Here is a 13,277-nt window from a genome sequence, read left to right as displayed (position 1 = left end):
TCAGGTCGTGGCCGCAGCAGAAGGGAGCCCGAGCCATCGCGCGGCCGCGGCTTCGAGCACGGCGATGTCGCCGCTGCTCTGCAGAAGCAGGCCGCCACTGCCGCTGTCCGCGAGCTGGCCTGCCGCTGTCAACAGGCGCCGCGTCTGCTGCGCGACCGGCACGCCCGTGTCGATGAACCGCAGCGTGGCCGGCGCATGTCGGCGCAACTCGTCCTTCACGAGCGGGTAGTGGGTGCAGCCAAGCACCACCGTGTCGACTTCGCCAGGCGCATCGCCGAAGGGGCCGGCTTCGGCCATGTAGCGTTCGCACAGCGCCGCGATGCCCGCCGAGTCGAAGCCTTCGATGGCCTTCACGAGCCCGTCGCAGGGCACGGGACGCACATCGGCCGACCCGGCGAACGAGGCGCGCAGCGTGGCGTACTTGGCGCTGGCCAGCGTGCCGCGCGTGGCCATCACCGAGATGCGCCCCGTGCGGCTCGCGGCCACGGCGGGCTTGAGACCAGGTTCCAGCCCGACGATCGGCAGGTCGGGATTCTCGGCGCGCATCAGATGGATGGCGGCCGTGGTCGCCGTGTTGCAGGCCACCACGAGCGCCTTGATGCCGTGCTCGCGCCGCAGGTGTTCGACCACGGTGCGCGAGCGCTCGATCACATAGGCGTCTCCGCGCTCGCCGTACGGCGCATAGGCCGTGTCGGCGAAGTACACGAAGCGTTCGTGCGGCAGTTCGGCCCGCAGCGCGGCCAGCACGCTGAGCCCGCCGACTCCGCTGTCGAAGACGCCTACAGCGCTCAAGCTTCTTCCATCATGATGGTCTTGAACTCGCCGCTGGCAATGCGCTTCTGCCACTCGGCCGGGCCGGTGATGTGCGCGCTGGTGCCGCCGGCATCGACCGCCACCGTCACGGGCATGTCGACCACGTCGAATTCATAGATCGCTTCCATGCCCAGGTCTTCGAAGCCCACGACCTTGGCGGTCTTGATGGCCTTGCTCACGAGGTAGGCGGCGCCGCCCACGGCCATGAGGTAGGCGCTCTTGTGCTTCTTGATGGCCTCGATGGCAACCGGGCCGCGCTCGGCCTTGCCGATCATCGCGATCAGGCCGGTCTGCGCCAGCATCATCTCGGTGAAGCCGTCCATGCGCGTGGCGGTGGTCGGGCCGGCGGGGCCCACGGCTTCGTCGCCGACCGGATCGACCGGGCCGACGTAGTAGATGACGCGGTTGGTGAAGTCCACCGGCAGCTTCTCGCCCTTGGCCAGCATGTCCTGGATGCGCTTGTGCGCGGCGTCGCGGCCGGTGAGCATCTTGCCGTTGAGCAGCAGCGTGTCGCCCGGCTTCCAGCTTGCCACTTCGGCGGGCGTGAGCTTGTCGAGGTCGACGCGCTTGCTCTTCTTCTCGTCAGGCGCCCAGTTGACGTCGGGCCACAGGTCGAGCGACGGCGGGTCGAGGTAGACAGGGCCGCTGCCGTCCATCGTGAAGTGCGCGTGGCGGGTGGCCGCGCAGTTGGGGATCATCGCAACGGGCTTGCTCGCCGCATGCGTCGGGTACATCTGGATCTTGACGTCGAGCACGGTGGCCAGGCCGCCCAGGCCCTGTGCGCCGATGCCCAGCGCGTTGACCTTCTCGTACAGCTCGATGCGCAGCGCCTCGACCTTGCTCAGCTCGGCGCCCGACTTCTTCTTGGCCTGCAGCTCATGCATGTCGAGGTCGTCCATCAGGCTTTCCTTGGCCATCAGCGCAGCCTTCTCGGCCGTGCCGCCGATGCCGATGCCCAGCATGCCCGGCGGGCACCAGCCGGCGCCCATGGTGGGCACGGTCTTGAGCACCCAGTCGACCACGCTGTCGCCGGGGTTCAGCATGACCAGCTTGCTCTTGTTCTCGCTGCCGCCGCCCTTGGCCGCGACCGTCACTTCAACGGTGTTGCCGGGAACGATCTCGGTGAAGATCACCGCGGGCGTGTTGTCCTTGGTGTTCTTGCGGTCGAACTGCGGGTCGGCCACGACCGAGGCGCGCAGTGTGTTGTCGGGGTGGTTGTAGCCGCGGCGCACGCCTTCGTTGATGGCGTCGTCGAGGCTGCCGGTGAAGCCACCCCAGCGCACGTCCATGCCCACCTTGAGGAACACGTTGACGATGCCGGTGTCCTGGCAGATCGGACGCTGGCCCGTGGCGCTCATCTTGCTGTTGGTCAGGATCTGCGCGATGGCGTCCTTGGCCGCGGGGCTCTGCTCGCGCTCGTAGGCGCGGGCCAGGTGGGCGATGTAGTCGGCGGGGTGGTAGTAGCTGATGTACTGCAGCGCGGCGCTGATCGATTCGATCAGGTCGGCCTGCTGGATCGTGGTCGTCATGGTGGGGGGAGTTTTTTTGGAGTGTGAAACGCCCCCCGATTATCTCAGCCGACGCGCCTACCGCGCTGCGGCTCGGGCTTGCTCTATCCAGCCGTCGAACAGAGGACGGTGCACCCGGATCCACCCGTCGGTGTGCCGCTCCACGTCCTGCTGCGTGTTGGCGCCCTGGCTCATGCGCAGGTTCTGGGCATTGATGTCGCCGATCGGCAGCTTCATCACCTCGAAGAGCTTGGCCGCGGCCGGGTTCTTCTCGGCGAAGGCCCGGTTGGCGACGATCTGCTCCTGGTTGGCCTGGAAGCCGTAGTTCCTGCCGTTGGGCAACTGCGTGTCGACGTTGCCGCCCTGCGAGGAGCCTTGCGAGGAAGAGAAGGGCACCTGCAGCCACACAACGTCAGCGCCCGGGCGCAGCACGGCGCTCACCCAGTACGGCGTCCACGTGTAGTACAGCACCGGCTTGTCCTGCTTGAAGCGGGCGATGGTGTCGGCCATCAGCGCGGCGTAGCTGCCCTGCTTGTGCGTGACGGTGTCGCGCAGCTGATAGGCCGTGAGGTGGTTCTCGATGGCCAGCTCGCAGCCCCAGCCGGGGTTGCAGCCAGTCAGGTCGGCCTTGCCGTCGCCGTCTGCGTCGAACAGCTTCGCGATGGCAGGGTCCTTCAGCTGTGCGATGTTCGTGATGCCGTACTGCTCTGCCGTCTTGCGGTCGATCAGGTAGCCCTGCACGGCGCCGTCCGAGTACACGCCCTTGCGCCACAGCTTGGCGTCGCCGCCGCTGTTCTTGTAGAAGTCGGCGTGCAGCAGGCTCCAGTGGTTGGCCATGAAGGTGGCGTCGCCGTTGGCAATGGCCAGATGCTCGGTGGCGGGCTCCAGGTCTTTCATGGGCTCGACGGTGTAGCCGAGCTTTTCGAGCGCGCGCATCACCAGCAGCGTCTGGAAGGCTTCTTCCGCGAGCGAGCTTTTCAGCGGCTGCACGGTAACGCCCTTGCCGGGCAGGTCGTTGGCAGCATGGGCGGCCATGCCCGAGGCCACGAAGGCGAGGGCCAGCAGGCCGCGTGCGATGAAACTGGTTTTCTTCATGCGTTGTGTTCCTCCGTGCGGCTTATTGCGCTTGCGTGGACAGGGCGGGAACCGGCTGGTTGCCCGGTTGCGAGGGCGAACCCACAAGGCGCTGCAGCACTCGCAGCGCGAAGCCCACTGGCCCGGTGTGCCACCAGCGGCGGCCAGCGCTGCGGCGCGACTTGCCCATGGCTTGCGTCAGCCGGTCCAGCGAGATCGCCAGCAGCACGATGCCGAGCCCGCCAACGGTCGCCAGGCCCATGTCGAGCCGGCCGATGCCGCGCAGCACCATCTGGCCCAGGCCGCCTACGGCGATCATCGAGGCGATGACGACCATCGACAGCGACAGCATCAGCGCCTGGTTGATGCCCGCCATGATCGACGGCATGGCCAGCGGCAACTGCACCTTCACCAGCATCTGCCAGGGCGAAGCGCCGTAGGCGCGCGCGGCCTCGATGAGGTCGGGGCGCACCTGGCGCAGGCCGAGGTTGGTCAGGCGCACCAGCGGCGCCAGCGCGAAGATGATCGTCACGATCACACCCGGCACATTGCCGATGCCGAACAGCATCACCACCGGCACGAGGTACACGAAGGCCGGCGTGGTCTGCATCGCGTCGAGCACCGGCCGCATGATTCGCTGCGCCCGGTCGCTGCTTGCCAGCAGCACGCCCAGCGGCAGGCCGATGACCATGCAGAACACCAGAGAGGTCAGCACCAGCGACAGCGTCACCATCGCCTCGGGCCAGATGCCGAGCATGGCCACGAGCAGCAGCGCCACCGTGGTGCCGATGGCCAGCGCGCGGCCGGCGAACTGCCAGGCGAAGAGGCCGATGAGGGCGATCATCGCCAGCGTGGGCAGGCCGGTGAGCAGGCCCTGCACCCAGTTCAGCGTGCTGTCGATGGGCAGGCGCACGGTCTGGAAGAAGGGGCGGAAGTGCTCGACCACCCAGCCGAGGCCCTGGTTGATCCACGATTCGACGGGCAGGGAGCCGTCCCACAGGCGGTGCAGCTGGAAGCCGCTGGTGGCGGCGTCGGCTTGTCCCGCAAGTTGGTGGGCGGCGTTCACCGGCGCGTCGAGCCAGGCGCTGGTGGCCGAGGTGTCGGGCGCGGCCGAGAGCGCTTCCCACGGATCGACGAAGGCAGGGGCCGCGGGCGTGCTCAGGTCGGAAGGAAGTGTGTTGTCGTTCATCGTTCAGGTCCTTCGTGAATTCAGTGCGGCTCGGCGGCGAGAGCAGGGGCAGCGTTGGGCAAGACGGGCTCGATCGGCGGCGTGTCGCGGTCGAGGAATTTCAGCAGCGTCGTCTTGCTGATCGCACCGCAGAAGCGGCCGTCGTTCGCCACTACTGGCAGCGCGCACGGCGCCTGCGCGAGCTGGCCGATCAGGCCTGCCACGGGAGCTTCGGCGTCGATGCGCGGCAGCTCGTTGAGAAACGCGTGCTGCAGCCCCAGCGGGCCCGAATGTCCATCGAGCGCGCCGCGCAGCGTGTCCGCCGACACCACGCCGAGGAAGCGCTTGTTGGGGCTCGTCACGTAGGCGAAGTCGCGATCCTGGTCTTCCAGCAGCTTGAGCGCCGCGCGCGCACCGCGCTCGGGGTGCTCGCACACCACGGTGAGCGATTTGCGCGCGATGTCCGCTGCCTTGAACACGGCCGCCGCGTCCACGCCGCGCACGAAGCTGCGCACGTAGTCGTTGGCGGGACTGCGCAAGATCTCGTCGGGCGTGCCGACCTGGATCACCTGGCCGTCCTTCATGATCGCGATGCGGTCGCCGATGCGCATGGCCTCGTCGAGGTCGTGCGAGATGAAGACGATGGTGCGGCGCTGCTCCTGTTGAAGCCGCAGCAGCTCCGACTGCATCTCGGTGCGGATGATCGGGTCGAGGGCCGAGAAGGCCTCGTCCATCAGCAGGATCGACGGGTCCGAGGCCAGCGCCCGCGCCAGGCCCACGCGCTGCTGCATGCCGCCCGAGAGCTCGTCGGGATAGCTGTCGCCCCAGCCCGCCAGCCCCACCTGCGCGAGCGCGAGGTCGGCTTGCGCCAGGCGCTCCTTCTTGCTCGTGCCCGAGAGTTCGAGGCCGAAGGCGGTGTTCTCGCGCACCGTCATGTGCGGCATCAGCGCGAACGACTGGAACACCATGCTGATGTCCTTGCGGCGCAGCGCGCGCAGCTTGGTGTCGGAGTGTTCGTTGATGTCCGCGCCGTCGATCACGATGCGGCCCGCGGTCGGTTCGATCAGCCGGTTCAAGAGGCGCACCAGCGTCGACTTGCCCGAACCCGAGAGACCCATGATGACGAAGATTTCTCCGGCCTGGATTTCGAAGGTGGCGTCGAACACGCCGATCGACTGGCCGGTGCGCGCCAGGATTTCCTTCTTGGAAAAACCTTGCCGGACCAGCTCCAGGGCTTGTTCGGGCTCGTCGCCGAACACCTTGAAGACATGGTCGATGAGAATTCCTTTGGCCATACGTCGGGGCTCCTTTGGTGAGGGGTTGACAGATCGCCACCCCCGCAAGGGCGACGCGAGCACGCCCCCAGCCCATTGGATGGGCTGCCGACAGGCACTGAAGACGACATGGCGACGAAGCCAGTGCCCGCCGGATGCTTCATTCGCAGGGCAACGGGCCTGGTCGAGGGGCGCCGCCTGGATGAGCGTGACGTGGCAATGGGGACGGAAAAGATCCGGCCGGTTTGCCGGGCTGGGCCCGGCGGGAGAACCTTGCACCGCGACGGGATTCGGAGATCCGCGAGTAGTGAAGGGGTGACCTGCAAGTTCAAGAGAGCGGGGAACCCGAACTCATCATGACTTGTTGGTCGTCAGAAGCCTTTGATCATAACTTTTCGACATGATGCGGTCAAGGCGGGAGGCGTATCGTGATGTCAGCGGCCAGCCAATGGCCTCGTCAGATGCGAGCTATTCCTATTGGCCGATACTCGGGCTCGCGCCCGCCGAGCGGCGCGACCTTTCATGATCCTGCGGAGCTTTTTCTCATGACGACTTCCCCCAAGACCCGTGCCGAGCGCGATACCTTCGGACCGATCGACGTGCCGGCCGACAAGCTGTGGGGCGCGCAAACGCAGCGCTCGCTGCAGAACTTCGACATCTCCGGCGAGCAGCAGCCGCGCGAGATCATCAAGGCGCTGGCACAGGTCAAGCGCGCATCGGCCGTGGTCAACCACGCGCTGGGCCTGCAGGACGAAAAGAAGACCAAGGCCATCGTGGCGGCCGCCGACGAAGTCATCGCCGGCAAGCACCCGGGCGAGTTCCCGCTGGTGGTCTGGCAGACCGGCTCGGGCACGCAGACCAACATGAACGTCAACGAGGTGCTGGCCAACCGCGCCAGCGAAATCCTCGGCGGCGAGCGCGGCGAAGGTCGCCTCGTGCACCCCAACGACGATGTGAACCGCAGCCAGTCGAGCAATGACGTGTTCCCGACCGCCATGCACGTGGCCGCCGTCGAGGCCATCACGCACAAGCTGCTGCCGGCCATTGCCAAGCTGCGCGGCACGCTGGAGCAGAAGTCCAAGGACTTCGCCGACATCGTGAAGATCGGCCGCACCCACCTGCAGGACGCCACGCCGCTTACGCTGGGCCAGGAGTTCTCGGGCTACGTGGCGCAGCTCGCGCACGGCGAGGCGCATGTGCGCGCCGCGCTGCCGCACCTGAGCGAACTGGCGCTGGGCGGCACGGCCGTCGGCACCGGGCTGAATGCGCCCAAGGGCTATGCAGAGCAGGTGGCCGCCGAGCTGGCGAAGCTCACGGGCCTGCCGTTCGTGACCGCGCCGAACAAGTTCGAAGCGATGGCCAGCGTCGACGCGCTGGTGCACGCCCACGGCGCGCTGAAGACGCTGGCCGCCAGCATGAACAAGATCGCCAACGACGTGCGTTGGCTCGCGAGCGGCCCGCGCAGCGGCATCGGCGAACTGAGCATTCCCGAGAACGAACCGGGCTCGTCGATCATGCCGGGCAAGGTCAACCCGACCCAGAGCGAGGCCGTCACGATGCTGGCCGCGCAGGTGTTCGGCAACGACGTGGCCATCAACATCGGCGGCGCCTCGGGCAACTTCGAACTGAACGTGTTCCGCCCGATGGTGGCGCACAACTTCCTGCAGAGCGTGCGCCTGCTGGCCGACGGCATGGTGAGCTTCAACGACCACTGCGCGGTGGGCATCGAGCCGAATCGCGAACGCATCACGGAGCTGGTGCAGCGTTCGCTGATGCTGGTGACGGCGCTGAACACGCACATCGGCTACGACAAGTCGGCCTACATCGCCAAGAAGGCGCACAAGGAAGGCACGAGCCTGCGCGAAGCGGCGATTGCCTCGGGGCACCTCACGGCCGAGCAGTTCGACCAGTGGGTGGTGCCGGAGAACATGACTGGCCGTTGATTCGGTCAGCCCATTGAAAAAGGACCCTCGTCGGGTCCTTTTTTGTTTCAGTAGCCGATCGTGTATCGCTGACGGGAGTGCGCCGGCTTTTCAAGCTCGTCGATGAACGCGATTGCGTAGTCCTCGAAGGTGATCCAGCTGCGGCCTTGGGCGCTCACGAGCAGGTCGTCCTTGCCCAGGCGGAACTTGCCGGTGCGCTCGCCTTCGACGAACTCGGCCGAGGGCGACAGGAAGGTCCAGTCGAGTTCCTTCTCGTTGCGCAGCGTGTCGAGGAACACGCCGCCGGCCGAAGCTTCGGCGCGGTAGGCATCGGGGAAGTTCGGCGTGTCGATCACTTTCAGGCCGGGCGCCGCGAACAGGCTGCCGGCGCCGCCGACCACCAGCAGGCGCTTCACGCCCGAGCGCTTGACCGGCTCGATGATGGCCGCGGGCGGTACCGTGGAGAAGTGCGCGGCACTGAACACGGCGTCGTGGCCGGCCAGCGCTTTTTCGAGCGCTGCGCCATCGAGCACGTCGAGGTCGACGGCCTTCACGTTGGCGCGGCCTGCCAGCTTGTCGGTGGCCTTGCGGGCGATGGCCGTGACGGTGTGGCCGCGGCGCAGGGCTTCTTCCAGAAGGCGGCCGCCGGCGCGTCCGGTGGCGCCGATGATGGCGATGTGGCTCATGAGTGACTCCTGTGAAAGATCGAAAGATCGGATGGGATGAACCGCATCTTAGGTTTCTGGTTTCGAAAGAAATACCTCGATTTGCGCGCTTGTTTATTCCTAAAATCGTTCGAATGGACCGATTGAACGCCATGCGCGTGTTTGTGAACGTGGTCGATTCGGGCAGCCTTTCGGCCGCCGCCGACAAGCTCGACATGTCCCGCCCGGTGGTCACGCGCTACGTGGCCGAACTGGAGCAATGGACCGGCGCGCGCCTGCTGCACCGCACGACGCGCCGCCTTAGCCTCACTGCGGCCGGCGAAGAGCTGCTGCCGCGTTGCCGCCAGGTGCTGGAGCTCACGGGCGACATGCAGGCCGCGGTGCGGCATCCGGCCGAGGCGCCGCGCGGGCAATTGCGCATCACCACAGGAACCTCGTTTGCGCAGGCGCAACTGGCCGACGCGATTGCCGACTATGTGCGGCTTTATCCGGCCGTGATGGTCGACCTGGTGTTGCTGGATCGAACCGTCAATCTCGTGGACGAGCGCATCGACCTCGCGATTCGTACAGCGGCAGAGATCGACCCCAATCTGATCGCTCGCCGGCTCACCACGTGCCGATCGGTGGTTTGCGCTTCACCCGCCTATCTGAAGGAGCACGGAAAACCCCTGCGCGTGGAAGAACTGGCCCAGCGCAACTGCCTCACGCATTCCTACTTTGGACGCAGCCTCTGGAACTTCACGCGCAAGGACAACGGGGAGCCGGTGTCCGTGGCCGTGGATGGCAATGTCTCCGCCAACGACGCGGCGAGCCTGATGTACCTGGCAAGGGCAGGGGCCGGCATCGCTATGCTGCCGACCTATCTCACGTCGGAGCTGCTGCAGAAGGGAGAACTGGTGCGGCTCTTCGGCGATTTCGAGCCGCAAGTGGTGGGCATGTACGCCGTGTACGCCTCTCGCAAGCACATGCCGGCCACCTTGCGCACGATGCTCGACTTCCTGGCCGAGCGATTCACCGAAGTGCCTGCGTGGGACGCGCCGCACGCAGGCTAGGGGGCAAGGCTCAGTGGCCGTCGCCGGCGTGAGGCGCCGGGGCCATCAGCCGGTCGGTGTAGGCAATGGCCATTGCCGAGAACAGGAAGGCGATGTGGATCACGGTCTGCGCGATCAGCACGCGGTCGGTGTAGTTGTCCGCGTTGATGAAAGTCTTCAGCAGGTGGATGGAACTGATACCGATGATGGCGGTGGCCAGCTTCACCTTGAGCACCGAGGCGTTCACGTGGCTCAGCCATTCGGGCTGGTCACGGTGGCCTTCGAGGTCCATGCGGCTCACGAAGGTCTCGTAGCCGCCCACGATCACCATGATGAGCAGATTCGAGATCATCACCACGTCGATCAGCGCCAGCACCACCAGCATGATCACCGTCTCGTTGAGCGTGCCGACCGGCGCCGTGGTCTTGTAGCCGATGCTGGTAATGAGCGCCTGCAGTGCTTCCTTGCTGCCGAACGCGGCCTCGACCAGGTGCAGCAGCTCGACCAGGAAGTGCACGACGTACACGGCCTGCGCCACGATCAGCCCCAGGTACAGCGGCAGCTGCAGCCAGCGGCTCGCGAAGATCAGCTTGGGCAGGGGACGCAGCGGTGAAGCGCGGGCTGGTACGGGCGGGTTCCGGGGGTCGAAAGGTTCGGGAGCGGACATCGGCAAGGCGGTGGTTGGGGACCGGGGATTCTAGAGGTGCCCCAGTGACGCACTCGTGATAACCCCGAGAACTAACATCTGACCTTCGCAAGCCCGTCAGTGACCCGTAAGTGGACCCGTCGACATTACGGCCGCACCCATCCAGGAGACATAGAGCATGAGCAGCGCATCGAAGAACATTGAATCCGTCCTGGTCGAGAACCGCGTGTTCCCGCCCGACGCCCGCGCCACCGAAGGCGCCCGCATTTCCGGCATGGCCGCCTATGAGGCCCTGTGCAAGGAGGCCGAGCAGGATTTCGAAGGGTTCTGGACCCGCCTTGCCAAGGACAACCTGGACTGGACCAAGCCCTTCACCAAGACGCTCGACGAGTCGAAGGCGCCGTTCTACGAGTGGTTCGGCGACGGCGAACTCAATGCCAGCGCCAATTGCCTCGACAGGCACATCGGCACCCCGGTCGAGAACAAGACGGCCATCGTCTTCGAAGCCGACGACGGCACCGTCACCAACGTCACCTACAAGGAACTGCTCGCCCGCGTGAGCCAGTTCGCCAACGCGCTGAAGGCGCAGGGCATCCAGAAAGGCGACCGCGTCGTCATCTATATGCCGATGACGGTCGAGGGCGTGATCGCCATGCAGGCTTGCGCGCGCATCGGCGCCACCCACAGCGTGGTGTTCGGCGGCTTCTCGGCCAAGGCGCTGCAGGAGCGCATCATCGACGCGGGTGCGGTGGCGGTCATCACGGCCAATTACCAACTGCGCGGCGGCAAGGAGTTGCCGCTCAAGGCCATCGTGGATGACGGCATCGCGCTCGGCGGCTGCGAGTCGATCAAGACGGTGTTCGTGTACGAGCGCACGCCTAGCGCGTGGAACCGCGTGGAAGGTCGCGACAAGACATTCGCCGAAGCGCTGAAGGGCCAGAGCACCGAGTGCGCCCCCGTGCCAGTCAACGCCGAGCACCCGCTCTTCATCCTCTACACCTCGGGCTCCACCGGCAAGCCCAAGGGCGTGCAGCACGCAACTGGCGGCTACCTGCTGTGGGCCAGGCTCACGATGGACTGGACCTTCGACATCCGCCCCGAAGACGTGTTCTGGTGCACGGCCGACATCGGCTGGATCACCGGCCACACCTACGTCGCCTACGGCCCGCTCGCGGCCGGCGCCACGCAGGTGGTGTTCGAGGGCATTCCGACCTTCCCGCATGCGGGCCGCTTCTGGCAGATGATCGAGAAGCACAAGGTCAGCGTGTTCTACACCGCTCCCACCGCCATCCGCTCGCTCATCAAGGCGGCCGAGGGCGATGAAAAAGTGCACCCGAAGAACTGGGACCTCACGAGCCTGCGCATCCTCGGCTCGGTCGGCGAGCCGATCAATCCTGAAGCGTGGATGTGGTACCACCGCAATATCGGCGGCGAGCGCTGCCCCATCGTCGATACCTTCTGGCAGACCGAGACCGGCGGCCACGTGATCACGCCGCTGCCGGGCGCCACGCCGCTGGTGCCGGGCTCGTGCACGCTGCCGCTGCCGGGCATCATGGCCGCCATCGTCGACGAGACCGGCAAGGACCTGCCCAACGGCGCGGGCGGCATGCTGGTCATCAAGCGGCCATGGCCCTCGATGATCCGCACGATCTGGAACGACCCCGAGCGCTTCAAGAAGAGCTACTTCCCCGAGGAGATGGGCGGCACGATCTACCTCGCCGGCGACGGCGCTGTGCGCAGTGCCGACCGCGGCTACTTCCGCATCACCGGTCGCATCGACGACGTGCTGAACGTGTCGGGCCACCGCCTGGGCACGATGGAAATCGAATCGGCGCTGGTGTCCAAGACCGACCTCGTGGCCGAAGCCGCGGTGGTAGGGCGGCCCGACGACGTGACGGGCGAGGCAGTGTGCGCCTTCGTCGTGCTCAAGCGCGCGCGTCCGACCGGTGAAGAAGCCAAGCAGATCGCCAACGAGCTGCGCGCCTGGGTCGCGAAGGAAATCGGCCCTATCGCCAAGCCCAAGGACATCCGCTTCGGCGACAACCTGCCCAAGACCCGCAGCGGCAAGATCATGCGACGGCTGCTGCGCAGCATTGCCAAGGGCGAGGCGATCACGCAGGACACCTCGACGCTCGAAAATCCGGCCATCTTGGAACAGTTGTCACAGACCAACTGACCGGTGCTGTAGGACATGGCCGTCTATGCGGCCATCTGCACCGAACGGAGCTCTTCGCTGAGGTAAAACCGTCGCAACCACCGTGCGCCTCGACGCGCACGGGTTTTCGACGTGTTCGATCTTTCCGAAGGAGGCCCCCATGGGCGTGAGATCCGCTTTTCTTTTTGTCATCGTGCTGCTCATCGCGGCGCTGGCCGCGCTGAACTGGGGCACGCTGTCTGCATCCACCGATGTGTGGCTGGGCTTCATGACCGTCTCGGCGCCGCTGGGCCTGATCATGCTGGGCCTGACGGTGGTACTGGCCGCCTTCTTCCTCGTCTACGTGCTGTACCTGCACAGCTCGGTGCTGATCGACACCAAGCGCCACACCAAGGAAATGCAGGTCCAGCGCGACCTGGCGGACAAGGCCGAAGCCTCGCGCTTCACCGAACTGCGCAATTTCCTGGAGGCGCAGGAGAACAAGCACATGGCGCAGAACGCCGATCGTCAGGCGGCGATGCTGGCTCGCCTGGAGCAGCTCGAAACCGCGATCCGCCTGCGCTCGGACCAGACCGACAACACCGTGGCCGCGCACATCGGCCAGCTCGAAGACCGCATCGAGCGCCGGCCGGTACCGGCGGACATCAACCCGCAGGCGTGATGCCCTGGGGCCTACTTCGTCGACAGCACCCAGGCCGCGAGCTTCTTTGCGTCGGCTTCGCTGACCTGGTTGTTCGCCGGCATCGGCACCGGTCCCCACACGCCGGAGCCGCCCTTCATGATCTTGCTGGCAAGAGTGTCGACGGCGCCCTTGTCGTCCTTGTACTTGGCGGCGACGTCCTTGAACGACGGGCCGAGCACCTTGCGCTCGACCGCATGGCAGCTCATGCAGTTCTTCGAAGTCGCCAGGGCCAGGTCTGCGAAGGCGGGCGCGGCGAGCGTTACGAGGCCGAGGCCCAGAGCTGCCGACAACAAGACTCTTTTCATGGGGGATCTATTTGGTAAGGGCTGAGTTACATTC

Annotated in this window: 12 protein-coding genes; 4 read left to right on the top strand and 8 right to left on the bottom strand. The window is 66.2% G+C overall.

Annotated elements, in window-relative coordinates; translation table 11 throughout:
* From murI to proV, 5 genes are read right to left on the bottom strand one after another with little or no spacing between them, the layout of a single operon-like run.
* Positions 1-792, bottom strand: a complete 792-nt coding sequence (gene murI, locus ACN9MV_RS18420; protein ID WP_426388886.1) for a glutamate racemase — start codon at positions 790-792, stop codon at positions 1-3.
* Positions 789-2,342 carry a fumarate hydratase gene (locus ACN9MV_RS18415; protein WP_093056461.1) on the bottom strand — a complete coding sequence of 518 codons (1,554 nt, stop codon included), beginning with the start codon at positions 2,340-2,342 and terminating at the stop codon, positions 789-791. Before ACN9MV_RS18415 ends, murI begins: the two co-directional genes overlap by 4 nt.
* 57 nt (positions 2,343-2,399) lie before the next feature.
* A complete protein-coding gene (gene proX / locus ACN9MV_RS18410; RefSeq protein ID WP_426388884.1) occupies positions 2,400-3,416 on the bottom strand; it encodes a glycine betaine/L-proline ABC transporter substrate-binding protein ProX in 1,017 nt (338 codons plus the stop codon).
* Between the two features lie 22 nt (positions 3,417-3,438).
* Positions 3,439-4,584, bottom strand: coding sequence for a glycine betaine/L-proline ABC transporter permease ProW (gene proW, locus ACN9MV_RS18405; protein WP_093073764.1), 1,146 nt, complete (start codon positions 4,582-4,584; stop codon positions 3,439-3,441).
* 20 nt (positions 4,585-4,604) lie between these two features.
* Positions 4,605-5,858 (bottom strand): glycine betaine/L-proline ABC transporter ATP-binding protein ProV, encoded by a 1,254-nt coding sequence (gene proV / locus ACN9MV_RS18400; RefSeq protein ID WP_426388882.1) that lies wholly within the window; start codon positions 5,856-5,858, stop codon positions 4,605-4,607.
* Between the two features lie 524 nt (positions 5,859-6,382).
* On the opposite strand from proV, the gene fumC reads away from it, so the two are divergent.
* Positions 6,383-7,780 (top strand): class II fumarate hydratase, encoded by a 1,398-nt coding sequence (fumC, locus tag ACN9MV_RS18395; RefSeq protein WP_093056465.1) that lies wholly within the window; start codon positions 6,383-6,385, stop codon positions 7,778-7,780.
* A gap of 47 nt (positions 7,781-7,827) precedes the next feature.
* Here the strand turns inward: fumC and ACN9MV_RS18390 are convergent, their stop codons facing one another.
* Positions 7,828-8,445: an NAD(P)-dependent oxidoreductase gene (locus tag ACN9MV_RS18390; RefSeq protein ID WP_426388881.1), complete on the bottom strand. Its 618-nt coding sequence runs from the start codon at positions 8,443-8,445 to the stop codon at positions 7,828-7,830.
* A 113-nt stretch (positions 8,446-8,558) separates the two neighbouring features.
* Here ACN9MV_RS18390 and ACN9MV_RS18385 point away from each other — a divergent pair, with 113 nt between their 5' ends.
* On the top strand, positions 8,559-9,476 hold the full coding sequence (locus ACN9MV_RS18385; protein WP_093056467.1) for a LysR family transcriptional regulator: 918 nt from the start codon (positions 8,559-8,561) through the stop codon (positions 9,474-9,476).
* 10 nt (positions 9,477-9,486) lie between these two features.
* Here ACN9MV_RS18385 and ACN9MV_RS18380 read toward each other — a convergent pair whose 3' ends face one another.
* Positions 9,487-10,122 carry a YqhA family protein gene (locus tag ACN9MV_RS18380; protein ID WP_093056468.1) on the bottom strand — a complete coding sequence of 212 codons (636 nt, stop codon included), beginning with the start codon at positions 10,120-10,122 and terminating at the stop codon, positions 9,487-9,489.
* A 157-nt stretch (positions 10,123-10,279) separates the two neighbouring features.
* Between ACN9MV_RS18380 and acs the strand changes: the two genes are divergently transcribed.
* Together acs and ACN9MV_RS18370 are read left to right on the top strand one after the other, a co-directional pair.
* The gene (gene acs / locus ACN9MV_RS18375) at positions 10,280-12,277 is read left to right on the top strand and encodes an acetate--CoA ligase (RefSeq protein ID WP_426388880.1); all 1,998 of its coding nucleotides are present in this window, start codon (positions 10,280-10,282) and stop codon (positions 12,275-12,277) included.
* A gap of 139 nt (positions 12,278-12,416) precedes the next feature.
* Positions 12,417-12,917 (top strand): Signal transduction histidine kinase, encoded by a 501-nt coding sequence (locus ACN9MV_RS18370; protein WP_093073774.1) that lies wholly within the window; start codon positions 12,417-12,419, stop codon positions 12,915-12,917.
* An 11-nt stretch (positions 12,918-12,928) separates the two neighbouring features.
* Here ACN9MV_RS18370 and ACN9MV_RS18365 read toward each other — a convergent pair whose 3' ends face one another.
* The gene (locus ACN9MV_RS18365; protein WP_093056471.1) at positions 12,929-13,243 is read right to left on the bottom strand and encodes a c-type cytochrome; all 315 of its coding nucleotides are present in this window, start codon (positions 13,241-13,243) and stop codon (positions 12,929-12,931) included.
* Positions 13,244-13,277 lie beyond the last annotated feature (34 nt).

This window comes from Variovorax sp. R-27 (assembly GCF_049913215.1).
Lineage (GTDB): Bacteria > Pseudomonadota > Gammaproteobacteria > Burkholderiales > Burkholderiaceae_C > Variovorax.
Note: the sequence above shows the minus strand (reverse complement) of the source record. Positions and strands in the feature narration are given on the sequence as shown.